The 21,440-nt window shown below is 50.1% G+C and carries 22 protein-coding genes and 1 pseudogene; 15 read left to right on the top strand and 8 right to left on the bottom strand.

Translation table 11 applies throughout. The features are described 5' to 3' along the window. Nucleotides 1-123: 123 nt before the first annotated feature. Genes H4O27_RS09135 through rph form a run of 3 tightly spaced genes read right to left on the bottom strand, consistent with a single transcriptional unit; the run spans nt 124 to nt 2,056 of the window. A complete protein-coding gene (locus H4O27_RS09135) occupies nt 124-678 on the bottom strand; it encodes an AAA family ATPase (protein WP_165008250.1) in 555 nt (184 codons plus the stop codon). Next, nucleotides 627-1,313 carry a nicotinamide riboside transporter PnuC gene (gene pnuC, locus H4O27_RS09130; protein ID WP_206224746.1) on the bottom strand — a complete coding sequence of 229 codons (687 nt, stop codon included), beginning with the start codon at nt 1,311-1,313 and terminating at the stop codon, nt 627-629. The genes H4O27_RS09135 and pnuC overlap by 52 nt, the downstream gene beginning before the upstream one ends. After that, the gene (gene rph, locus H4O27_RS09125) at nt 1,313-2,056 is read right to left on the bottom strand and encodes a ribonuclease PH (protein WP_165008248.1); all 744 of its coding nucleotides are present in this window, start codon (nt 2,054-2,056) and stop codon (nt 1,313-1,315) included. Before rph ends, pnuC begins: the two co-directional genes overlap by 1 nt. Before the next feature lie 137 nt (nt 2,057-2,193). On the opposite strand from rph, the gene H4O27_RS09120 reads away from it, so the two are divergent. Continuing rightward, entirely contained in the window at nt 2,194-3,066 is an 873-nt protein-coding gene (locus tag H4O27_RS09120) for a YicC/YloC family endoribonuclease (protein ID WP_226883390.1), read from the top strand. Nucleotides 3,067-3,170: 104 nt separating this feature from the next. Here H4O27_RS09120 and H4O27_RS09115 read toward each other — a convergent pair whose 3' ends face one another. Then, on the bottom strand, nt 3,171-4,232 hold the full coding sequence (locus tag H4O27_RS09115) for a sensor histidine kinase (RefSeq protein ID WP_165008246.1): 1,062 nt from the start codon (nt 4,230-4,232) through the stop codon (nt 3,171-3,173). A gap of 87 nt (nt 4,233-4,319) precedes the next feature. On the opposite strand from H4O27_RS09115, the gene argH reads away from it, so the two are divergent. Beyond that, a complete protein-coding gene (gene argH / locus H4O27_RS09110) occupies nt 4,320-5,702 on the top strand; it encodes an argininosuccinate lyase (protein ID WP_165008244.1) in 1,383 nt (460 codons plus the stop codon). A gap of 91 nt (nt 5,703-5,793) precedes the next feature. Here the strand turns inward: argH and H4O27_RS09105 are convergent, their stop codons facing one another. Then, on the bottom strand, nt 5,794-6,840 hold the full coding sequence (locus H4O27_RS09105; RefSeq protein ID WP_165008242.1) for an NAD(P)H-dependent flavin oxidoreductase: 1,047 nt from the start codon (nt 6,838-6,840) through the stop codon (nt 5,794-5,796). Between the two features lie 227 nt (nt 6,841-7,067). On the opposite strand from H4O27_RS09105, the gene H4O27_RS09100 reads away from it, so the two are divergent. Next, nucleotides 7,068-7,592 (top strand): gamma carbonic anhydrase family protein, encoded by a 525-nt coding sequence (locus tag H4O27_RS09100; protein ID WP_165008240.1) that lies wholly within the window; start codon nt 7,068-7,070, stop codon nt 7,590-7,592. 404 nt (nt 7,593-7,996) lie between these two features. On the opposite strand, the gene H4O27_RS09095 is transcribed toward H4O27_RS09100, so the two are convergent. After that, nucleotides 7,997-8,251, bottom strand: a complete 255-nt coding sequence (locus H4O27_RS09095; protein ID WP_165008238.1) for a bacteriocin — start codon at nt 8,249-8,251, stop codon at nt 7,997-7,999. Nucleotides 8,252-8,456: 205 nt separating this feature from the next. Here H4O27_RS09095 and H4O27_RS09090 point away from each other — a divergent pair, with 205 nt between their 5' ends. The 11 genes and pseudogenes from H4O27_RS09090 (at nt 8,457) to greB (ending at nt 17,585) form a co-directional block, all read left to right on the top strand. Beyond that, nucleotides 8,457-9,059, top strand: coding sequence for a Maf family protein (locus H4O27_RS09090; protein ID WP_165008236.1), 603 nt, complete (start codon nt 8,457-8,459; stop codon nt 9,057-9,059). A 121-nt stretch (nt 9,060-9,180) separates the two neighbouring features. Continuing rightward, nucleotides 9,181-9,960: a 16S rRNA (adenine(1518)-N(6)/adenine(1519)-N(6))-dimethyltransferase RsmA gene (rsmA, locus tag H4O27_RS09085; RefSeq protein ID WP_165008234.1), complete on the top strand. Its 780-nt coding sequence runs from the start codon at nt 9,181-9,183 to the stop codon at nt 9,958-9,960. A 126-nt stretch (nt 9,961-10,086) separates the two neighbouring features. Further along, nucleotides 10,087-10,738 (top strand): annotated as a pseudogene (locus H4O27_RS09080) (IS1595 family transposase). Between the two features lie 131 nt (nt 10,739-10,869). Beyond that, entirely contained in the window at nt 10,870-11,598 is a 729-nt protein-coding gene (locus H4O27_RS09075; protein WP_165008232.1) for an amino acid ABC transporter ATP-binding protein, read from the top strand. A 67-nt stretch (nt 11,599-11,665) separates the two neighbouring features. Continuing rightward, nucleotides 11,666-12,025, top strand: a complete 360-nt coding sequence (locus H4O27_RS09070) for a hypothetical protein (protein WP_165008230.1) — start codon at nt 11,666-11,668, stop codon at nt 12,023-12,025. Nucleotides 12,026-12,028: 3 nt separating this feature from the next. Beyond that, nucleotides 12,029-12,472, top strand: a complete 444-nt coding sequence (locus tag H4O27_RS09065; RefSeq protein ID WP_165008228.1) for a protein YgfX — start codon at nt 12,029-12,031, stop codon at nt 12,470-12,472. Nucleotides 12,473-12,535: 63 nt separating this feature from the next. Next, nucleotides 12,536-13,813, top strand: coding sequence for a bifunctional tetrahydrofolate synthase/dihydrofolate synthase (gene folC, locus H4O27_RS09060; protein WP_165008226.1), 1,278 nt, complete (start codon nt 12,536-12,538; stop codon nt 13,811-13,813). A gap of 12 nt (nt 13,814-13,825) precedes the next feature. Next, entirely contained in the window at nt 13,826-14,863 is a 1,038-nt protein-coding gene (locus tag H4O27_RS09055) for an SPOR domain-containing protein (protein ID WP_165008224.1), read from the top strand. Beyond that, entirely contained in the window at nt 14,856-15,368 is a 513-nt protein-coding gene (locus tag H4O27_RS09050; protein ID WP_165008222.1) for a CvpA family protein, read from the top strand. The genes H4O27_RS09055 and H4O27_RS09050 overlap by 8 nt, the downstream gene beginning before the upstream one ends. Nucleotides 15,369-15,466: 98 nt before the next feature. Beyond that, a complete protein-coding gene (gene purF / locus H4O27_RS09045; RefSeq protein WP_165008220.1) occupies nt 15,467-17,002 on the top strand; it encodes an amidophosphoribosyltransferase in 1,536 nt (511 codons plus the stop codon). Between the two features lie 91 nt (nt 17,003-17,093). Then, nucleotides 17,094-17,585 (top strand): transcription elongation factor GreB, encoded by a 492-nt coding sequence (gene greB, locus H4O27_RS09040; protein WP_165008218.1) that lies wholly within the window; start codon nt 17,094-17,096, stop codon nt 17,583-17,585. Between the two features lie 123 nt (nt 17,586-17,708). Here the strand turns inward: greB and H4O27_RS09035 are convergent, their stop codons facing one another. Beyond that, on the bottom strand, nt 17,709-18,902 hold the full coding sequence (locus H4O27_RS09035; RefSeq protein WP_165008216.1) for a glycosyltransferase: 1,194 nt from the start codon (nt 18,900-18,902) through the stop codon (nt 17,709-17,711). A 163-nt stretch (nt 18,903-19,065) separates the two neighbouring features. After that, nucleotides 19,066-20,397, bottom strand: a complete 1,332-nt coding sequence (gene pmbA, locus H4O27_RS09030) for a metalloprotease PmbA (protein ID WP_165008214.1) — start codon at nt 20,395-20,397, stop codon at nt 19,066-19,068. Nucleotides 20,398-20,546: 149 nt separating this feature from the next. Between pmbA and yjgA the strand changes: the two genes are divergently transcribed. Beyond that, nucleotides 20,547-21,086, top strand: a complete 540-nt coding sequence (gene yjgA, locus H4O27_RS09025) for a ribosome biogenesis factor YjgA (RefSeq protein ID WP_165008212.1) — start codon at nt 20,547-20,549, stop codon at nt 21,084-21,086. The last annotated feature ends 354 nt before the right edge of the window (nt 21,087-21,440 follow it).

The raw sequence follows: 21,440 nt of genomic DNA, 5'->3' as shown, positions 1-21,440 counted from the left end.
CTTTGGGGTTATTCCACTATATCGGCAGAGGCTTGTAATCAGACGGATTGTTGACAAAACAGGCCGTCTGAAAATTGGTTTTTATTTTGCATAAACTTATTTTTCAGACGGCCTTGTTTGGTTTCAGGACAACTGTTGCAGGGCGGCGAGGGCGGTGGCCATGCGTTGTCGGTGTTTGCCTTGCAGCAGGATGTAGGGAATGCGGTGGCTGTCGAGAAAGGTTTGGAAACATTGGAAAACATGTTCCCGCTCGTTGGGTTTGTCGCGCAGGTCGTCGGCGACCCACGGCACATCAATATCGGTAAGGAAAATTATGCCGTAGCGGTGGCTGAGGGCGGCGGCTTGGATTTCGGGCAGGCATTTGCCGTGGTAGAGCCGGGAATATACTGCCAACTCAATCATGCAGGTGTCGCAAAACAGAAAATGATCGGTTTGTTGCGCCAGCCGGTTTTCTTCTGCGATTTGGCCGAGGGCGATGGGTAAAATGTCGTCCCAATCGCAGCTTTGGCGTTGTTCGTCCCATTTTTGCTGACAGTAGCGGCGCATGTATTCCGGCACCCATTGGCTGTCGAAATGGCGGGCGAGGGCTTGGCAGAGGGTGGTTTTGCCGGTGGATTCGGGGCCGACTACGGCGATGCGGACGGCGTTGCCGCCTGATTGTGCAAGTAGGTTTTCCATTGGCTGTATCCGCGTAGGGCAATCAGGGTAAAGAAGAAATACTGCAAGGCGCTGAACAGCAGGCCTTTGTGATAATAAAGGGGGACGGATACGGCATCGGCAACAATCCACACCAGCCAATGCTCGATTTTGCGTTCTGCCATCAGCCACATGGCGACCAGAAACAGGGCGGTGGTGAAGATGTCGGTGTAGTCCGTCCACACAAACTGCGCCCAGCCCAATTCCACGCCGGTGAAGCTGAAACCGTTTTGCAGATAAGGTTTGAACCAATACACTGCGCCGACAAACAGCAGGCTGAACAGGCTCAATCCGGCGCAGATTTTAGCGTCTTTGCGGGTAAACGGCGAAACGGCAAATACCGTCCGCTGCGCCTGCTGCTGCGACCACTGCGTCCAGCCGTAAATGCTCAACACGGTGTAATAGGCGTTAATCAGCATATCGCCGTAAAGGCTGTACACCCACAGCAGCCAGACAAAACCGGCGGTGCTGACGATGCCGACGGGGAAGGAGGCGAGGCGGCCTTTGCCGACCAAAACCACGCTGACCATGCCGAAAATCACGGCGACCAGTTCCAATACAATCAACGGAGCGGAAACGCCTTGATATTGGGCAAACAGCGTATCAAACCAAGCCATTATCGAACGCTCGGCAGACGTTCGGACAACGCCGCCTGCTGGTGCTGCACCAATTCGGCAATGCCTTTCTGACCCAACGCAATCAGTTTGCCCAGCTCTTCGACGCTGAACGGTGCACCTTCCGCCGTGCCTTGGATTTCAATGATTTTGCCCGAGGCGGTCATCACGATATTGACATCGCTGTCGCAGCCGGAATCTTCGGGATAATCCAAATCCAGCAGCGCTTCGCCGCCGACCACGCCCACAGATACGGCGGCCACGGCTTCCCGAATTGGGTTTTCACTGATGAGGCCGTCTGAAAACAGCTTGTCCACCGCCATTTGTAAGGCAATAAATGCGCCGGTAATCGAAGCAGTGCGGGTGCCGCCGTCGGCCTGAATCACATCGCAGTCAATCAGAATCTGGCGTTCGCCCAGTTTTTCCATATCGACCACGGCACGCAGCGAGCGGCCGATTAAACGCTGGATTTCCTGCGTACGGCCGGACTGTTTGCCCGCTGCGGCTTCACGTTTCATGCGGGAAGCGGTGGAGGCGGGCAGCATACCGTATTCCGCCGTAACCCAGCCCTGACCTTTCCCCCGCAGAAACGGCGGTACGTTTTCATCAATCGAAGCGGTGCAGATGACTTTGGTATTGCCGAAACAAATCAGTGCCGAGCCGTCGGCGTGCGGCAGGAAATCTGCGGTAATGCTGATTGGGCGCAGGCTGTCGGCGGCGCGGGCAGTGCGGATAGTGTGGCTCATGAAACATTCCTTAATGAAAATACAGGGCGATTATAGCAGCTTCAGGGGCGTTAGACTTTCAGACGGCCTATCATCCGCTTAGTCGCTATGGTATATTGAAACTACTTTCACTCGTAATGCAGAAACGGAGTAAAACCATGACCATTCGCAGTATGACCGGCTTTGCCAATGCCGCCGGTGAATGCGGCAGCAAACGCATTAACTTGGAAATCCGCGCGGTGAACCACCGCTATTTGGATGTGCAGTTCCGCATGCCTGATGATTTGCGCCACTTGGAAGGTGCTTTGCGCGAGCAAATCGCCGCCGAAGCTGTGCGCGGTAAATTGGAATGCCGGATTCAAATTCAAGACATCGTCCAAAGTACGCAAGGCTTGGAAGTGAATCAGGATTTGGTCGCACAGTTGGCGGCTTTGAACAAACAATGGCGCGATAAGTTTGACGGTTTGGGCAAGCTGACCGTGGCCGATATTTTGAAGTTTCCGGGTGTGTTGGCCAGCCAAAGCGAAGACCCGGAAGCTTTTGCGCAAACCGTGCAGGATTTGTTGAAACAGGCATTAAAAGAGTTTGCCGCCGCCCGCAAACGCGAAGGTAAAAAACTGGCCGGCCATCTGCTCGATCGTTTGGAAAAAATGGAAGGCATTGTCGATGCCTTGAGCGAATTGTTCCCAAGCCTGCTGGAAGCGCACATGGAAAAAGTGCGCACACGCTTGTCCGAGGCCGTGGCCAATATCGACAACGACCGTCTGCAGCAAGAATTTGCCCTGTTTATTCAAAAATCCGATGTCGATGAAGAATTCAGCCGCCTGCGCACCCATATCGGCGAAGTGCGCCGCATTGTGACCGAAAGCAAAGGCAGCGCCGGCAAGCGCTTGGATTTCCTGATGCAAGAACTCAACCGCGAAGCCAATACCTTGGGCAGCAAAGCCATCGCCGCCGAAAGCACACAGGCTTCGGTGGAATTGAAAGTGTTAATCGAGCAAATGCGCGAGCAGGTGCAGAATATCGAGTAAGATTTTCAGACGGCCTTATGGGTAAAAAAACCGTCTGAAAATCAGTATACTCAATCAAAAAGCCGTCTGAACAGCTTCAGGCGGCTTATTTTATTTAAACGGTATTAACCGCCAAACAAACGGTTGACGTCAGATGTTTTCTTGCGGTAAGGCAGGCGGATATCGACGCGGAATATGCCGTCCAGCTCGCGGCTTTGGATTTTGGCATCGTTGTCGTACATCAAGGCCAAGCGCTCTTTCAGATTGCGTAGCGCCATTGAGTTGCTTTTGCGCGGCTTGAGGTTTTCACCGCTGTCGGAGGGGGCGTAAGGATTTTCAATACGGATATAAATCGACGATTTATTCAGCTTGGTCAATACCGTGATCATGCCCGGCCGGTGGGTAGATTCGATGCCGTGAAAGACCGCGTTTTCCAATAGGGGCTGCAGCAGAAGATGCGGTGTTTCTGCATCGTCAGGCGCTTGGTGCTGCCACATCACTTGCACGCGTACATGCCCCATGCGGATTTGTTCAATGGCGATATATTCCTGCGCCCATTCGATTTCCTGTCCTAGCGTGCTGCTTTGGCTGCCGTCACGTAATTGGGCGCGGAACAAATTGGCCAGATTTTCCAGCAACACCTCGGCATCATACGGACGCAGGCGGATTAAGCTGATGGCGGCATTAAGGCTGTTAAACAGAAAATGCGGGCGAATGCGGGCAGTAAGTGCGCTCAAGCGGGCTTCGGAAACCGACGGTGCCAAGCTGTTGAGACGCGAAGCTTCGGTGAACATAAAGCCGAGCACGAAAATGTTAAACAGGCAGAAATGTTGGATAAAAGTATCTAAATGTTTGAAATTTTTTAAAATGACTAAATCAACAAATAGAAAAACAATTAAATTGATGAAATAAGAAATAAAAAACGCATATTTGGATTGCCGGAACGATGGCAAGAAGCTGTTAACAAAAAAGGCTTTCAGCAAAATCAGAAAAAAAACCGGCGCCACCCACAACAGATGGCGGTGGATTTCCTCCGTATAGCTGAGCGATGAGCCGGTAATCAGAGGAAAAATCAACAATGATGAAATCACAATAATCAGCAGACGCACCACCGCAGCCGAATTGCGCAAATCAGGCACGGCGAAAGTCCGAGATATTTTCTGAGATAATTGACGTATAATGGACATGTGTGAAACCTTAGCCGTTTTCGTTTTTTATAATGTTAACCTGATTTTTTCGGTTAACTTTTTGTTTTATATCTGAGGAACAGTGTAATGAGTAATGATAAAACCTGGTCGGGCCGTTTTAACGAGCCGGTATCCGAATTAGTGAAAAAATACACCGGTTCGATCGGCTTCGATACGCGGCTGGCCAAGTGGGATATTCAAGGCTCTTTGGCACACGCGCGAATGCTGCAGCAAAGCGGGGTATTGAGTGCCGATGATTTATCCGCCATCCGACAAGGTATGGTTGAGATTATAGCAGAAATCGAAGCCGGAAAAGCGGAATGGTCGCTGGATTTGGAAGATGTGCACATGAACATCGAGCGCCGCCTGACCGACAAAATCGGCGATGCCGGCAAACGGCTGCACACCGGCCGCAGCCGCAACGACCAAGTGGCCACTGATATCCGCTTGTGGTTGCGCGACCAAATCACCGATATCCAAACCCTGATTAAAGACCTTCAGACGGCCTTGGTGGAATTGGCCGAAGCCAATGCCGAAGCGGTTATGCCCGGTTTTACCCATTTGCAGGTTGCCCAGCCGGTGAGCTTCGGTCACCACATGCTGGCTTATGTCGAAATGCTCGGACGGGACTTCGAACGCATGACCGATTGCCGTAAACGCGTCAACCGTATGCCTTTGGGTGCGGCGGCGCTGGCCGGTACTACTTATCCGATTCAGCGTGAAATCACCGCTGAATTATTGGGTTTTGAACAAATCTGCCAAAACTCGCTCGATGCCGTGTCCGACCGCGATTTTGCCATCGAATTCACCGCCGCTGCTTCCTTGGTGATGATTCATTTGAGCCGCTTGAGCGAAGAATTGATTTTGTGGATGAGCCCGCGTTTCGGCTTTATCGACATTGCCGACCGCTTCTGCACCGGCTCAAGTATTATGCCGCAGAAGAAAAATCCGGATGTGCCGGAGTTGGTGCGCGGTAAATCCGGCCGTGTGATCGGCCATCTGACGGGCTTGATTATGCTGATGAAATCGCAGCCGCTGGCGTATAACAAAGATAATCAGGAAGACAAAGAACCGCTGTTTGATACGGCCGATACCTTGATTGACACCTTGCGCATTTATGCCGACATGATGCGGGGCGTAACCGTGAAACCGGAAAACATGCGTGCCGCCGTGATGCAGGGTTTTGCCACTGCCACCGATTTGGCCGACTATTTGGTGAAAAAAGGCATGCCGTTCCGCGATTCGCATGAAGTGGTGGCGCAAGCCGTGCGCCATGCCGACGAAAAAGGTGTGGATTTGAGCGACTTGCCGCTGGACGTATTGCAAGGCTTTTCCGATTTGGTGGCCGAAGATGTATACGGAGTGCTCACGCCGGAAGGCAGCTTAAACGCCCGCAACCACTTGGGCGGTACCGCGCCGGAGCAAGTGCGCTTCCAAGCGGCGCGCTGGAAAAAGTTGTTGGCCGAATAATTTGGTTTGATTGAGAAAGGCCGTCTGAAACGTAATTAAGGTTTCAGACGGCCTATTCCATATTTGAAAAAACAAAATTGATTCGTTCAAGCTATGCCATAAACCCGCCTGTAATTTCCGCAATGATTTCCGCTGTGCTGCCGTTGCGGGCAAGCGGTGCATTTTGTCCTGCCCACAATGGCGAAAATTCATCGCTGCCTTGTTTTTCAGCAGCGCTGCGCAATGGTGCCGATGCGCTTTGGGCGAGTGGGAATGGCGGGGCAACAGGGTGAATGCAGCCGTTTTCACGCATAAAGCGGTTGACGATGCCGCGTGCCAAGCCGCCGGAGAATAGGTTGGTTAACGCGGTGGTTTCGGCGCGTGGGCTTTGCAGGGCGGTGCGGTGCGCTGCGCTGGTGTCGGCTTCGTCGGCCAGCAGCAAAGCCGTGCCGATTTGAATGCCGTCTGCGCCCAATGTCTGTGCTGCGCGAGCGGTGGCCGCATTGCTGATGCCGCCGGCTGCAATCACCGGCACGTCTACCGCCGCGCGGATTTGCGGCAGCAGCGCAAAGGTACCGACTTGCTCATGCACTTTGCTGCGGAACATCGAGCGGTGGCCGCCGGCTTCCAAACCTTGCGCAATCACTGCATTCGCACCGTGTTCCACCAACCAGCGCGCTTCGTCAACCGTGGTGGCGGAACACAAAATTTTTGCGCCGCTTTGTTTGACCTGTTGAAGCAAATCCGCTTCCGGCAAGCCGAAATGAAAGCTAACTACCGGGGGCTTGAGTTCGGTAATGATGTCTGCCTGTGCGGCACCAAAAGGCTGCCGTCCGCCGCCTTGCGCAATATTATCGGCATCGATACCGAGTTCGCGATAATAAGGCGCCAGCGTGGCAAGCCATTGCTGCATCTTGCCGGCATCGGCTTCAGGTTGGCGGTGTGCAAAAAAGTTGACGTTAAACGGCGCATTGGTGGCGGCGCGTATGGCTTCGATTTCGGCACGCAGTTGATCGGGCGAGAGCATGGCGGCAGGCAGCGAACCGAGCGCACCGGAGCGGCAAGCGGCGATGGCCAGACGGCTGTTTTGCACACCGGCCATTGGTGCTTGAATCACGGGCAAGCGGCAGCCGAGCAGTTGGGTAAGGCGGTTGGGCATGGGCTTTCCTTTGTAGGATGACGGATTTTTTGCTGAAGTGAAAGAACAGTTTACCTATAATTAGGCCGTCTGAACATAAGTAAGATTATTTTCAGACGGCCTTTGTGAAGTGAGTTGACAAAAATCACTCAACCAATGCCGTCTGAAAAAATTACTGCTTTTTCAGACGGCATTGATTATGCTATAAATTAAATTCCTTTCCAATTTTGATTAAAAAAGAGTGCGCCATGCCGATTCGACCTTACACATACCATACCCCCGATATTCACGACACTTGTTTTGTCGACGACACCGCTGTTGTTATCGGCCGAGTCAGCCTTGCCGAGCAGGCCAATGTTTGGCCGCTGGTGGTGATGCGCGGCGATGTGAACCATATCCGCATCGGCGCCCGCACCAATATTCAAGACGGCAGCGTGTTGCACGTGACCGGCGTGCGTGAGCAGAAGCCGAAAGGTTCTCCTTTAATCATCGGTGAAGACGTAACCATCGGCCATAAAGTGATTCTGCACGGCTGCACCGTCGGCAACCGCGTGTTGGTCGGCATGGGTGCGATTGTGTTGGACGACGCAGTGATTGACGATGAAGTGATGATCGGTGCGGGCGGCGTGGTACCGCCGGGCAAACATCTGCAAAGCGGTTTTCTGTATCTTGGTTCTCCCGCCAGACAAATACGTGCTTTGACGGATGAAGAAAAAATGTTTTTAAAACAATCGGCTGTGAACTACGTTAATCTTGCGCAGGAATATAAATAACTATCTGAAACCGTTTAAAAACAGAATGGGTTTAATAAACAATGTTAGAGCTAATGGTTCTTTTTTTTGATATATTTCATAAAGAAAAATTCTGTGAGCAGCAGTATCAGTATGACTACGGCAAAATCGGGAATAAAATGACTGTTCCCGAGATGGTATTTGGGATCTATTATATAAAAACTTAAAATAAAATTAACTGCATATACGGCAAAACCGCATAAAGCATAGATAATGACTAATGCTTTCCAATGTTTTTTCATAAAATTTATTAATAATGAAAAATTCTTTTTATAGTTTTCCCAAAATTTTTTCATAGACATCATCATAATCCTTGTGAATAATTTAATGCATGGGAATCCGCACCCGGCAAAATATGTTTGTCAGGTACGGAATGAGGCGACGGCTTAGTAGCCGAATGAGCGTTCGGCTACATGTGAGCCTAACTTCTGCCCTAAATACCCGCCGACAGCCGCACCAACCTTGGCACCTGCAACCATTCCGCCGGGACCTCCGATTGCACCTAAAGCCGCACCTGTGAAACCTCCTGCCAAAGCACCGGCGCCAATGCCTGTATAACCGCCTACATTTGATACAATAGTTTTTTTAAAGTTAAAACCACCTGAAACTTGTTCCAATTCATTCATAGATAATGTTTGCATGATTTTCTCCTATAAAAATAAAGAAAAATGAAAAGTAGGTTTTAGTTTGCCTACTGCTTTGGTAGATAAATTTTTTTTGGATAAGTTTTTTTTCTTTTGTAATTTAAATTACAAAAAAGTTAATTTTATGCTAAGTAACTATAAAATTTAATCGGTAATTTCTATAATGCCTTTGATACCCAATACCAATAAAAAAGGAAATATTTTGAACCGTATTTATCTCGCTTCGGGCAGCCCGCGCCGTCGCGAAATTTTAGAAAACTTAGGCTATACGGTACAGCGTTTGCCTGCCGAAATCGACGAAACGCCGTATCCGCAAGAAAAGGCCGCTGATTATGTGCAAAGGTTGGCTCGTGAGAAAAATGCCGATGCAGTAGCGCAATGGCACGTTACACATCCCGAACCGCCCGAATTTCCGATTCTCGCCGCCGATACCGCCGTCGCTTATCAAAATCAAATTTTGGGCAAGCCGGAAAACGAAGCCCATGCGGCCGAAATGTTGGCGCAATTATCCGCCGCCACGCATCAGGTCTATACCGCTGTCAGTGTGTATTGGCAGGGCGAAACGCGCACGTTGTTGCAGCAGAGCGATGTAACCTTTAAATCCATGAGCGCGGTAGAAATTGCGGCATATATTGCCAGCGGCGAGCCGATGGATAAGGCCGGTGCGTATGGGATTCAAGGCTTGGGCGGTGTTTTTGTCGCGCATTTGCAGGGTAGTTTTACCGGCGTGATGGGTCTGCCTGTGTTTGAAACGGTCGGACTCTTGGCGCAATTCGGTTCGGTTGTGCCGCCGTTTCCGAAATAACGAGATAGGCCGTCTGAAAGCGTCGCAAAAAATATTTCATTTTCAGACGGCCTTTTCTCAATCGGCGTATATTTTCAGTTACAATACGTCCTTGAAAAAATCCCCCGAATAAAGATACCGTATGAAAGAACACAAAGCCCGCAAACGCTTTGGGCAAAACTTTTTGCAAGACACGTGTATCATCAGCGATATTGTGCATGCCGTGCGCCCCGAAGCTGATGACACCGTAATCGAAATCGGCCCGGGTTTGGCCGCGATTACCGGGCCGCTGGCGAAAAAACTCAACCGATTGCACGTTTGCGAAATCGACCGCGATATTGTCAAGCGATTGAAAACGCTGCCGTTTGCAGATAAATTGGTGATACACGAAGGCGATGTGCTGCAATTCGATTTCAACAGCATTGAGGGCAAAAAGAAAATTGTCGGCAACCTGCCTTATAATATTTCCACGCCGCTGTTGTTTAAATTGGCCGAAGTGGCCGATGATGTGATTGACATGCATTTTATGCTGCAAAAAGAAGTGGTCGAGCGTATGGTGGCCGAGCCGAAAACCAACGACTACGGCCGTTTGAGCGTGATGCTGCAATACTTTTTTGAAATGGAATCGCTGATTGACGTGCCGCCTGAGTCGTTCGATCCTGCACCGAAAGTCTATTCCGCCGTGGTGCGCATGATTCCGTCGAAACACCGCATCGGTAAGGCCGATGATTTCGAGCATTTTGCCAAACTGGTCAAACTTGCCTTCCATCAGCGCCGAAAAACCATCCGCAATAATTTGAAAGAAGTGGCCGGCGATGCCGATTTGGAAGCTGTAGGCATCAGCCCGCAAGACCGCGCCGAACATATCGCTCCGGAAAAATATGTAGAATTGAGCAATTATCTGGCGAAAAAAACTGTTTGAAACAGACAGCCAGAATTTCAGCGAAAAACTTTACAGGTTTAAATTGCATCAGTGCCTAATAATACCCAATAAATAAATTATTTTTTAGGGGCTGTAGTGGATTAGCAGTTGTGTTACTCTTAAAAAATGAAGATAACAAACTGTAAACTAAGAAAAAAGTACAAAATAAATTGCTTAAATTTTTTGTATCGGAAGTTACTGCTCGTGCAGCAGCTGATTTATTAGAAACTAACCCCAACTCGGCGGCTCTGTTTTACCGCAAAATCCGTCAAGTGCCGGCCTATCATCCGGAACTTCAAGCTGATGAAGTTTTTGATGGTTCTGCTGGGTTGGACGAAAGCTATTTCGGCGGACAACGCAGGGCAAAACACGGTCGCGGTGCAGTTGGAAAAGCGGCTGTATTCGGTATTTTAAAACGACACGGTAAGGTTTATCCCGTTATTGTTGAAGATACCAAGAAAACTGCTTTACTCACTGTAATTAAACGAAAAATCATGCCTGACAGTATTGTTTGTACCGATTGCTGCAAAAGCTGCGATATGCTTGATGTGCGTGAATTTACCCATCATCGTATCAGCCACAGTACGCATTTTGCAGAACGTCAAAACCATATCGATGGGATTGGGAATTTTTGGAATCAGGCAAAGCGTGTTCTGCGAAAATACAATGGAATTGACCGTAAACCGTTTCCGTTATTCTTGAAGGAATGTGTGTTCGTTTTAACTTTGGTACGCCGAAAGAGCAACTGAAAATCTTGCGACTTTGGTGTGGTATTTAGGGCTAATCTAATATACAGCCCCTAAATTTATTATTAGAATCCGGCCGCCATAATAGCGGCAAGCTGCAGCATTTCAACCAAAATAAACCGATAATTGCTGCAGATTAAACTGGTGATAACAGAAAGTAACGATGATTAAATTCAAAAACGTACAAAAACACTTCAAAGATCTGCACGTCATCAACGGCGTAAATCTCGAAGTGAAGCAGGGCGAAGTGGTGGTGGTTTGCGGGCCGTCGGGCAGCGGCAAATCCACGCTTATCCGCACTGTCAACCAGCTTGAAACCATCGAAAGCGGCGAAATCTGGGTGGACGGTATCAATGTTGCCGACCCGAAAACCGATTTGAACAAACTGCGCGCCGAAGTCGGCTTTGTGTTCCAAAGTTTCAATCTGTATCCACATTTGAGCGTGTTGGAAAACATTGTTTTGTCGCCGATGAAAGTGAAAGGCCAGAGCCGTGCCCAAGCCGAAGCCAAGGCGATGGAATTGCTGGAGCGCGTGGGTTTGGCGCATAAAAAAGATGCCTTGCCGAGCCAGTTATCCGGCGGTCAGCAGCAGCGTGTGGCGATTGCCCGCGGCTTGGCGATGGAGCCGCGCGTGATGTTGTTTGACGAACCGACTTCCGCGCTTGATCCGGAAATGGTCGGCGAAGTCCTGCGTGTGATGAAAGACTTGGCGGTGAGCGGCATGACCATGATGTGTGTGACGCACGAAATGGGTTTTGCCCGCGAAGTGGCCGATCGTGTGATTTTTGTCGATCACGGCCAAATCATCGAAGAAGCTGCGCCGGAAGAGTTTTTCACCAACCCGAAACACGAGCGCGCCAAGCAGTTTTTGCAGCAGGTGATGACGCATTAATCAATGTGCTAGGCCGTCTGAAAAGCGTTCAGACGGCATGGGAAACAATAGAAATCAAAGGATAGTCATGTATTTTGTTGACCGCACCGCCGTGGTGTTGAAACCGACCGCGCGTTTTTTGGAATGGCTGAAATCGGCAGATGAAAATATGCCTGATTTGACGGTAGGGCAAATCCGCACCAATTGCTCGGTGTTTTTGGTGCCCGAATTTGATGAGCCGGAAGCGGTGATTTCGTATTTCGACGAGCGTTACCAGCAGATTTTTGAAGCAGAAATCACCGGTTGGGACGTAGATAAAGCCAAATGGCCGCAAGACATGAGTTTAAAGGCGTTTTGGGAATTTTTCGAAATTGAAATCCACGATATGGTCTTGGATATGGAAGATGCCGATTTGAATGTCAGCCCTGTGTTCGACAACATGATGTAAACCATGCGCGCATTTCAGACGGCCTTGAAGCCTTCCCGCAGCCTGAAAATCACAGTGTCGGTTTTGCACTTGTTGGCAGCGGTCATGTGTGCGGCGTGGTTTTACGGCGTGATGCTTTGGCTGGGTTTACTCGGTTTGACGGTGAGCTTTGTTTACGCCCGGTATCATACCGATTTAAAAGGAAATCAGGCAGTAAAGCAGATTGCGGTAAACCGTTTGCAGCAGGCTGCCATTTTTATCGGGCGCGAGCAGACGGCTTTTGAAGCGGTATTGGGTGATGCGTCGTTGGTAACGCATCATGTGCTGTTTTTGCAATGGCACGCCGGCAGCCGAACCATTTGGCAATTGGTGTTGCCCGATATGCTGGATAAGGAAACCCACCGCCGCTTGCGCGTTTGGGCGCGTTGGTGTCAGACGGAGCAAAGGCCGTCCGGACAAAAAAACTGAATTGAATAGCATAAAGTACTGGTCTGTTTCAGACGGCCTTGAATCATAAATAACTGAAAAATAATGAAAACACTACAAGACTGGCTCTCGCATTTGGAAACAGCCCACAGCACAGGCCTCATCGACATGGGCTTGGAACGCGTGGGCGAAGTGAAAACCCGCATGGGCTTGACGCCGCAATGTCCTGTGGTGGTCGTGGCAGGCACCAACGGCAAAGGTTCGGTGTGCGCCTATTTATCGCAGATTTACAAGCAGGCAGGTTTTAAAGTAGGTACGCTGACAAGCCCGCATATTTTGCGTTTTAACGAACGTATTGCCGTGAACGCCGAACCGGTTGATGATGAAACCATCGTAGCGGCGTTTGAACGCATTGAATCGGCGCGCGGCGAGATTTCGCTGACTTATTTTGAATTCAACACCTTGGCGGCAGTAGATATTTTCATGCGCGCCCAAGTTGATGTGATGGTGTTGGAAGTCGGCTTGGGCGGGCGTTTGGACGCGGTAAACGTGTTCGATGCCGATTGCGCCGTGGTCACCGGCGTGGATTTGGATCATCAGGCGTTTTTGGGCGATACGGTCGAACAGGTCGGTTTTGAAAAAGCAGGCGTGTTCCGCAGCGGCAAACCGGCGATTTGCGGCCAGAATCCGCCGCCGGAATCGTTGCTCCGACACGCTGAAAAAATCGGCGCACATTTGCTGTTGGCCAAAGAAGATTTTAATTTCAACACCTTGGAAAATGTGCAATGGAATTATCAGTTCCATCCGAAAATTTCAGACGGCCTGTTACACAAGCGGCGCAATGCTTTGCCGTTTCCGGCTTTGCGCGGCGCATACCAAATCGGCAATGCCGCCGTGGCGTTGACGGTGCTGGAATGCTTGGCCGACAAGCTGCCGATTGATATCGGTGCGATTAAGCGCGGGTTGCTGCTGGTGGAAAATCCGGGGCGTTTCCAAGTTTTGCCGGGACGCCCGCTCACCATTTTGGATGTCGGCCACAATCCGCATGCCGCCCGTGCCTTGCGCCGCAGCCTGATTAATCTGGCGTTTGCGCAAAACCGCATTGCCGTGTTCAGCATGTTGGCCGATAAAGACGTCGACGGCGTGTTGGACATCGTGAAAGACCAGTTTGACGAATGGTATATCGCTCCTTTGGACATGCCGCGCGGCATGACGATTGACACTTTGCAAGAGAAACTGGCGCAGCAGGGCATCGATAAAATCAAAGCCTTCGACCGTGTCCAAAGCGCTTACCAAGCAGCTTTGGCGAAAGCTTCTGAAAATGATAGAATTGTCGTTTTCGGTTCGTTTCATACTGTTGCCGATGTGATGGCGACCTTGTAAATAGGAAATTTCATGTCTGACGATAAGCAAAAAGAAGTTTTAACCGGTTATGAGCAGCTCAAACGCCGCAACCGCCGCCGCTTGGTGATGACGTCAGGGTTGGTCGTGGTTGCCGGTATTCTGTTGGCTTCTGTATTGAGTGCGGGTGGCGACGAAGAAAAAGCAGCCGCACCCACGGCCGCCGTAGCGCAAAATGATGCGCAAGGCGATGCCGCCAATGCTGCTGTGTTGGAGCCGAGCAATAAGGAAGAAGCGCAAGCGGCTGCGCAGGAGCAAGCTGCCGAAAAAAGCAGCGAGCCTGAGCAACCGGTGGAAGTGTTGAGACCTGCCGCCGCTACACCGCCGCAAGACATCGGTGCGCCGTTGGTGTTGATTAACGATAAATTGGTTGACAGTGACATCAAAGGCTTGGAAGAGTCGGAGCGCATTCGCAAAGCCGAAGAAGAAAAACGCGCGGCGGAAGAGCAGAAAGCCGAAGCACGCCGCCAGCGTTTGGCTGAACAGCGTGCGGCCAAACGTGCCGAAGAAAAACGCTTGGCAGCCGAAAAAGAAGCGGCTAAGAAACGGGCTGTGGCGGCCAAGGCTGAAAAATCGGAACGTGATGCAGAAGTCGAGCGCAAACAGGCAGAAAAAGCAGCTGCCGAGCGTAAAGCCAAACAAGCTGAAGAGAAAAAAGCAGCTGCGGCCAAAGCCAAAGCGGAAACCGACAAAAAAGCAGCCGCTGCCAAAGCAAAAGAAACCGACAAAAAAGCGGCCGCTAAAAAAGCGGAACCGGCTACGCCTAAGCCGGCCGAAAAAGCAGCCGATATCGGTTCTAAAGGCCAAAAAGCCGCCATTCAGGCCGGTTATTCCGATAAAGAACGCGCCCAAAGCCTGCAACGCAAAATGAAGGCGGCCGGTATCAATGCCACCATCAGCGAAATCAAAACCGATAAAGGTGTGGTTTACCGTGTGAAATCAAACTCATATAAGAATCGCCAAGAAGCTGCGAAAGATTTGGAAAAATTGCGTTCTAAAAACGGCATTGCAGGACAGATCGTGGATGAGTAATATTCCTTTGGCGGATTTATTGGCTTTCGGCGTGGTTGCGGCATGTATTGTCATGTCGCTGATGCGCGGCGTGATTGCCGAAATCAGCTCGCTGATTACTTGGATTGTGGCGTTTTTCATTGCCAAGTGGTTTGCCGTGCCGTTTGCCGAAATTGCCTTTAAATCTTTCGAGCCGCAAGCCTTGGGTGTTGCGTTAGCCTTTATCATGCTGTTTGTTGCGGCATGGTTGGCGCAGCGTTTTCTGCGCTCGTTGCTGACCGCCGGTGTAACGGCCATCGGGCTGGGCAGCGTCAACCGCTTGCTCGGCGGTGTATTCGGCGCGGCTAAAGGAGTATTGTTGGTGACTTTGGTGGTGATGGTGTGTTCTTACACCGATTTACCGGAAACGGAAGGCTGGCAATCATCACGCAGCATTCCTTATTTCGAAACCTTGGCGCATGATGTGGTGATGCCTTATTTGCCGATGATTGGCAACAGATTAAACGATGCGGACATCCCTTCATAATACAACCGGTTTCAGACGGCCTTTTAGATACAGGCCGTCTGAAACCGGTTTAATCTTTTTTATTTCATTGGATTAATTCTTTTATTCGGAGAACACAAATGTGTGGTGTATTAGGGTTGGTGAGCAACGAGCCGGTCAATCAGCTGTTGTATGACGGTTTGCAGATGCTGCAGCATCGCGGTCAGGATGCAGCGGGCATTGTAACGGCTGAAGGCAGTATGTTCCATATGCACAAAGGCAAAGGTATGGTGCGCGAAGTGTTCCGCACGCGTAATATGCGTGATTTAATCGGCCATTCCGGCATTGCTCATGTGCGTTACCCAACCGCGGGCAATGCAGGCAGCAGTGCCGAAGCGCAGCCGTTTTACGTCAGCTCGCCTTTTGGTATCGTGTTGGCGCACAACGGTAATTTGACCAATACCGCCGAACTGTATGAAAACGTGTGCCACAAACACCTGCGCCATATCAATACCAGCTCCGATTCGGAAGTGTTGTTGAATGTGTTTGCGCATGAGTTGCGCCATGAAGTCTCGAAAAACAGCGATAAAGTGTTGAGTACCGATAATGTGTTTACCGCCGTTAAAGCCGTGCATGAATTGGTACGCGGTGCGTATGGTGTGGTGGCCATGATTGCCGGCTACGGCATGGTGGCTTTCCGTGATCCGTATGGTATCCGTCCGCTAGTGTTGGGTTCGAAAACCGATGAAAATGGCTTCAAATCCTATGCCGTGGCTTCCGAATCAGTGGCCTTTAATGCCTTGGAATATGATTTGGAACGTGATATTGGGCCGGGCGAAGCGGTGTTTATCAGCTTTGACGGCCAGTTTTTCTCACGCCAATGCAGCGAATCACAACTGAAACCATGTTTGTTTGAATACGTTTATTTTGCCCGTCCCGACTCGGTGATTGATGAAGTATCCGTGTATCAAGCACGTTTGGACATGGGCGTATCGCTGGCGGAAAAAATCAAGCGCGAATTGCCGATTGACAACATCGATGTGATTATGCCGATTCCCGATACCAGCCGCCCGAGCGCGATGGAATTGGCCATGCATTTGAACAAACCTTACCGCGAAGGCTTGATTAAAAACCGCTACATCGGCCGCACCTTTATCATGCCGGGGCAGGCGACGCGCAAAAAATCCGTGCGCCAAAAATTGAGTCCGATGGAAACCGAATTCAAAGGCAAAAGCGTGCTGTTGGTGGATGATTCCGTCGTGCGCGGCACTACCAGCCGTGAAATCGTAGAAATGGTTCGCGCTTCGGGCGCACGTAAAGTGTATATTGCCTCTGCCGCGCCGGAAGTACGTTTCCCAAATGTGTACGGCATCGACATGCCGACGCGTGAAGAATTGATTGCCAATGGCCGTACGCCGGCTGAAATCGCACAGGAAATCAGTGCTGATGGCATCGTGTTCCAAGACTTGAACGATTTGGAAGCCGTAGTCAAAGCTTTGAACCCGAAAATTGAAGGCTTTGATTCTTCCTGCTTTAACGGCATTTACCTGACCGGCGATATCGATGAAGCCTATCTGCAACGCTTGTCGGAAGGTAAAACCGGTTGCGGCGGTCTGAAAGTCATGCCAAGCAAAATGGAACACAGTATCACCATCAGCAGCAGCGACGAAGAATAAATGGGAACGAAAAGGCCGTCTGAAAGCCAAAAGGTTTTCAGACGGCCTAGGTCTTTTTATTGCGTTAAAGTCACGCAGCAAAGGATTCATCATGACAGCAGAAATCAAAAACTATATCACCCCCGTCGGTTGGCAGGCGTTAAAAGACGAGCTTTATCAATTGGTCAACAAAGAGCGCCCCGAAATCGTGCAAATCGTCAACTGGGCCGCGGGTAACGGTGACCGCAGCGAAAACGGCGATTACCTTTACGGCAAACGCCGCATGCGTGAAATCGATCGCCGCATCCGTTTCCTGACCAAACGCTTGGAAGCAGCGGTAGTGGTTGATCCGGAAGCGCGCGAAACAACTGATCAAGTATTCTTCGGGGCAACCGTCGAATTGTTACGTGGCGACGGCAGTGAACAAACCGTCAAAATTGTCGGTGTTGATGAAATTGATACCGCAAAAAACAAAATTTCGTGGATTTCTCCTTTAGCGCGTTGCCTGATTAAAGCACGCGAAGGCGATGAAGTGGTGCTCAACGGCCCGGAAGGGCGCGAAGAGATTGAGATTTTATCAGTCATATATTGCCGTATTGATTGAGGCCGTCTGAAAAAAATTCAGCTTGAGCTAAACCGGCTTATAAGTGATTGATAAAAAACCGTATCTTTCAATCAGGTATGAATTTGTTGAAAAGATACGGTTTTTTTAACAGATATATTTGGTTTAAAACGGCTGTGTGTTTTTTCCAAGAATATGTTCGAATTTGGCAATTAATTGTTTGACAACGGCTTCTTCACTGAATTCTGCCAAACAATCTTGGCGCAGTTTTTGTGGAGAAAAGCGGTTGTGCTGTTCATACATTTGAATCAAGGCTTCGGTGAGGGCAGCGATGTTTTCCGTCGGAATCAAGAAGCCATTTTCCGGTTGCACAATTGATTGCGGGCCACCGCATTTTGTGGCGATTACCGGTAAGCCTTGCGAAAGAGCCTCGATAAATACCACACCGAAGGTTTCCGTGCGGCTGGCCAATACAAAGGCATCGCTTTGGCGCATTAAATTTAAAACTTCATCGGTTTTCAGCGCGCCTAAAAAGGTTACTGAGCCGGCAATGCCTAATTCGGCAGTGAGTTTTTTTAGATTATCGGCTTCCGGCCCGTCGCCGCCGATTTTGAGTTTCAAATGCGGGTATTTTTGCAAGGCTTTGGCAAAAGCGGGCAACAGTAAATCATGGCCTTTTAAATGGCGTAAGTGGGAAACGGAGCAGAAGGTAAATTCATCATCTGATGATTTTTCTTTCAATTCAAAATGTTCCGCAAAGTTTTTACCTAGGATATTAGGCAAATATGCCCATTGTGTGTCTGGATATTTTTGGTCGAGCAGTTCGACAAAATCCCGGCTAACGGCATAAAGTGCAGAGGCATATTTGGCGGCTTCATACATGGCGGGCCATTGGTTACTGCGGATTAAATTGCGTGCGTAGGTGCTGCTGTGTTCGGTAATAACGTATGGAATGCCGGATTTTTTAAAAATTTCATAGGCCAAGATGCCCGCGTAATTCATGGCGTGGGCATGTATGATATCGGGCCGGCCGTTTTCTTGCACATAGGCTTTAAAGGCTTTTAAACCGGCTTTGACCCATCGGATGCGGTCAATATCGACAATCGGACAGCGCGGGAAAAAATACATACTGTCGTAAATGTAGGTATTTAAACCGCCTTGTTGGTGTTTGTTAAGGCCGTAAGGGCCGGAAAAAATGGTTTCGGGTTGGCTGCGTAGAAAGCGGAACATGGGTGCGACGACCCCGACTTTATTAATTTTATTGCTTTTTTGTAATCCTTGAGCTTGGATTCTGAAAAAAATTCCATCAACATCTTGCTCGGATTTGGGATACCAAGAAGGAATAACGACAATGTGCATGGGGATGTCCTAAAACTAGATGGGGAATGATTTATTTTCTTCAGACCAATAAAATAAAAAATCATTCAATATCAATATTATCTATTTAATAATAAATTAAAAAGCCGTCTGAAAAATCATGGCGCATTACCATTTTTTTCAGATGGCCTTTAAACATCAATCCTTATTCGCCCGCTACGGTCATTCCGCTAATCAGTATCGAACCGATTTTGTTGAATGAGCGGCGAAGGGCATCGTTGGCGATGCCGACGACGTTTTGATACATATCCTGCAATCGTCCGGCGATGGTAATTTCGTGTACCGGATAGGCAATCACGCCGTTTTCGACCCAGAATCCGGCGGCGCCGCGTGAGTAGTCGCCGGTGATGGTGTTGACGCCTTGTCCCATCAGTTCGGTCACCAGCAGGCCCGTGCCCATTTCTTTGAGCAGGTCGGCTTGCGTGGCGTGGGTGTGGCTGAGATACAGGTTATGCGCGCCGCCTGCATTGCCGGTGGAGGTCATGCCGAGTTTGCGGGCGCTGTAGCTGCTCAAAAGATAGCCTTGTACCACACCGTTTTGAATCAGGAAACGCGGGCGGGTGGCGACGCCTTCGGAGTCGAAATAGGTGCTGCCGAAGGCACGCGGAATATGCGGTTCTTCGCGCAGGTTGACGAAATCGGGCAGGATTTTTTTGCCCAAGCTGTCTATTAAGAAGCTGCTTTGCCGGTAAAGTGCGCCGCCGCTCAATGCGCCGACTAAATGGCCGATTAAACCGCCGGCGACGGTGGTGTCAAACATCACGGGATAGTTGCCGGTGGGCAGGGTTCGGCTGTCGAGGCGGCGCACGGTGCGCTCGGCGGCGGTGCGTCCGATGCTTTCCGGTGAATCCATATCTTGATGGCGGCAGGACGCGTCATACCAATAATCGCGCTGCATGCCCTGTCCATCGGCGGCGACCACGCTGCAGGAAATGCTGTGGCGTGTACCTTGCTGGTGTGCCATAAAGCCGTGCGAATTACCGTAAACGTATTGATAATGGCTGGTTTGCACGCCTGCGCCTTCGGAGTTTTCGATGTGCGGGTCGAATGACAAGGCAGCTTGTTCGCATTGTTTGGCCAATTCGATGGCGGCTTCTGCGCTTAAATCCCACTCGTGATAGCGGTCGAGATCGCCGATTTCGGCAGCCATCAAATCTTTATCGGCCAAGCCTGCACACTCGTCCTCAGCGGTGTACTTGGCGATGTCGACAGCGGCCTGCACGGTATCCTGTAAGGCATTGGGCGAGAAATCGGCGGTGCTGGCACGGCCTTTGCGTTGGCCGACGTAAACGGTAATGTCCAACGACTTATCCTGCTGAAATTCGATTTGCTCGATTTCGTTCAGGCGCACGCTCACGCTCTGGCCGATGGATTCGCTGAAGTCGGCCTCGGCAGCCGTGGCGCCCAATTGCTGCGCCAGCGATAGGGTTTGGCCGCACAGTTGAATCAGTTCGTCTTGAGAGTGGTTAAACAGCATAAAGATTATCCGGAAAAAAGTGCGCTTATTTTAACTGTTTTCAGACGGTCTCGGCAAAAATGTCATCATTGGCGGAATATATCGAACCGACAGCGCCGTCATCTCATGGTAAAATCAGCAATTGAAAAATTTTACCGAATGAATGCGATATGATTGATAACGAAGAAGAATGGGTGAGCAAAACCCAGATGAAAAAGCAGATGAACCATCTGCAGGATTTGGGCATGGAATTGACCAAGCTGTCGAACGAAACACTGAAGAAAATCGGTTTGGACGAAGATTTGTATGAAGCCGTGCAAAGCTATAAAAAAATCACGTCCAACAGCGCGCTCAAACGTCAGGCGCAATACATCGGCCGCCTGATGCGCGATACCGACCCCGAGCCGATTGAACGCTATCTGGCCAAGCTGCGCGGCGACAATGCGGCGCACAATGCCTTTTTGCAGCGCGCCGAGCAAGCCCGCGGACGTTTGATTGCCGACGATGATGCGCTCACCACGTTTATGGCCGATTACCCGCAAGCCGATGCCGGCAGGCTGCGCACCTTGATCCGTAACACGCGCAAAGAGCGGGAGCAAAACAAACCGCCGAAAAGCTTCCGTGCTTTGTTCCAAGAAGTGAAAGCCGTGATGGAAGGCAGCCAAAGCAGCGGTGATGCAGCAGATGATGAAACGGATTTCGCAGAGTAAACCGCAGCGTGAAAAAATTTTCAGACGGCCTTTACTCTGATTGTTTGATCGAAAAGGCCGTCTGAATGGATTTATCCATACAGGGAGCTTTACTATGAAACTGATGAGAACCACAGCGGCGGTATTGTGCACGGTTATGCGTTAAAGGTTGTACGCTGATTTTATGGGGCATAACGATCCGTTCAGTGAAAGCACGACACGCCGTGAAATCGCTTAAGGAGAAATTCAGGTATCCGGTGTGGTTAAACAGGCCAATTAGCCAGTTTGCTCGGGGCAGTTTGGTTATGTGGGCAAGCGGAACCGGTTTGCCGTTAATCCTCGGGATTCGGCCAAATTACAGGGGATATCGGATGT

Origin of the sequence: Neisseria yangbaofengii (assembly GCF_014898075.1) — a bacterium.
GTDB lineage: Bacteria > Pseudomonadota > Gammaproteobacteria > Burkholderiales > Neisseriaceae > Neisseria > Neisseria yangbaofengii.
This window is presented reverse-complemented; position numbering and strand designations above follow the sequence as displayed.

Bases quoted from the DNA above. Each gene is read 5' to 3' on its own strand.
- H4O27_RS09135 (WP_165008250.1), bottom strand. From the start codon at position 678: ATGGAAAACCTACTTGCACAATCAGGCGGCAACGCCGTCCGCATCGCC.
- pnuC (WP_206224746.1), bottom strand. From the start codon at position 1,313: ATGGCTTGGTTTGATACGCTGTTTGCCCAATATCAAGGCGTTTCCGCT.
- rph (WP_165008248.1), bottom strand. From the start codon at position 2,056: ATGAGCCACACTATCCGCACTGCCCGCGCCGCCGACAGCCTGCGCCCA.
- H4O27_RS09120 (WP_226883390.1), top strand. From the start codon at position 2,194: ATGACCATTCGCAGTATGACCGGCTTTGCCAATGCCGCCGGTGAATGC.
- H4O27_RS09115 (WP_165008246.1), bottom strand. From the start codon at position 4,232: ATGTCCATTATACGTCAATTATCTCAGAAAATATCTCGGACTTTCGCC.
- argH (WP_165008244.1), top strand. From the start codon at position 4,320: ATGAGTAATGATAAAACCTGGTCGGGCCGTTTTAACGAGCCGGTATCC.
- H4O27_RS09105 (WP_165008242.1), bottom strand. From the start codon at position 6,840: ATGCCCAACCGCCTTACCCAACTGCTCGGCTGCCGCTTGCCCGTGATT.
- H4O27_RS09100 (WP_165008240.1), top strand. From the start codon at position 7,068: ATGCCGATTCGACCTTACACATACCATACCCCCGATATTCACGACACT.
- H4O27_RS09095 (WP_165008238.1), bottom strand. From the start codon at position 8,251: ATGCAAACATTATCTATGAATGAATTGGAACAAGTTTCAGGTGGTTTT.
- rsmA (WP_165008234.1), top strand. From the start codon at position 9,181: ATGAAAGAACACAAAGCCCGCAAACGCTTTGGGCAAAACTTTTTGCAA.
- H4O27_RS09075 (WP_165008232.1), top strand. From the start codon at position 10,870: ATGATTAAATTCAAAAACGTACAAAAACACTTCAAAGATCTGCACGTC.
- H4O27_RS09070 (WP_165008230.1), top strand. From the start codon at position 11,666: ATGTATTTTGTTGACCGCACCGCCGTGGTGTTGAAACCGACCGCGCGT.
- H4O27_RS09065 (WP_165008228.1), top strand. From the start codon at position 12,029: ATGCGCGCATTTCAGACGGCCTTGAAGCCTTCCCGCAGCCTGAAAATC.
- folC (WP_165008226.1), top strand. From the start codon at position 12,536: ATGAAAACACTACAAGACTGGCTCTCGCATTTGGAAACAGCCCACAGC.
- H4O27_RS09055 (WP_165008224.1), top strand. From the start codon at position 13,826: ATGTCTGACGATAAGCAAAAAGAAGTTTTAACCGGTTATGAGCAGCTC.
- H4O27_RS09050 (WP_165008222.1), top strand. From the start codon at position 14,856: ATGAGTAATATTCCTTTGGCGGATTTATTGGCTTTCGGCGTGGTTGCG.
- purF (WP_165008220.1), top strand. From the start codon at position 15,467: ATGTGTGGTGTATTAGGGTTGGTGAGCAACGAGCCGGTCAATCAGCTG.
- greB (WP_165008218.1), top strand. From the start codon at position 17,094: ATGACAGCAGAAATCAAAAACTATATCACCCCCGTCGGTTGGCAGGCG.
- H4O27_RS09035 (WP_165008216.1), bottom strand. From the start codon at position 18,902: ATGCACATTGTCGTTATTCCTTCTTGGTATCCCAAATCCGAGCAAGAT.
- pmbA (WP_165008214.1), bottom strand. From the start codon at position 20,397: ATGCTGTTTAACCACTCTCAAGACGAACTGATTCAACTGTGCGGCCAA.
- yjgA (WP_165008212.1), top strand. From the start codon at position 20,547: ATGATTGATAACGAAGAAGAATGGGTGAGCAAAACCCAGATGAAAAAG.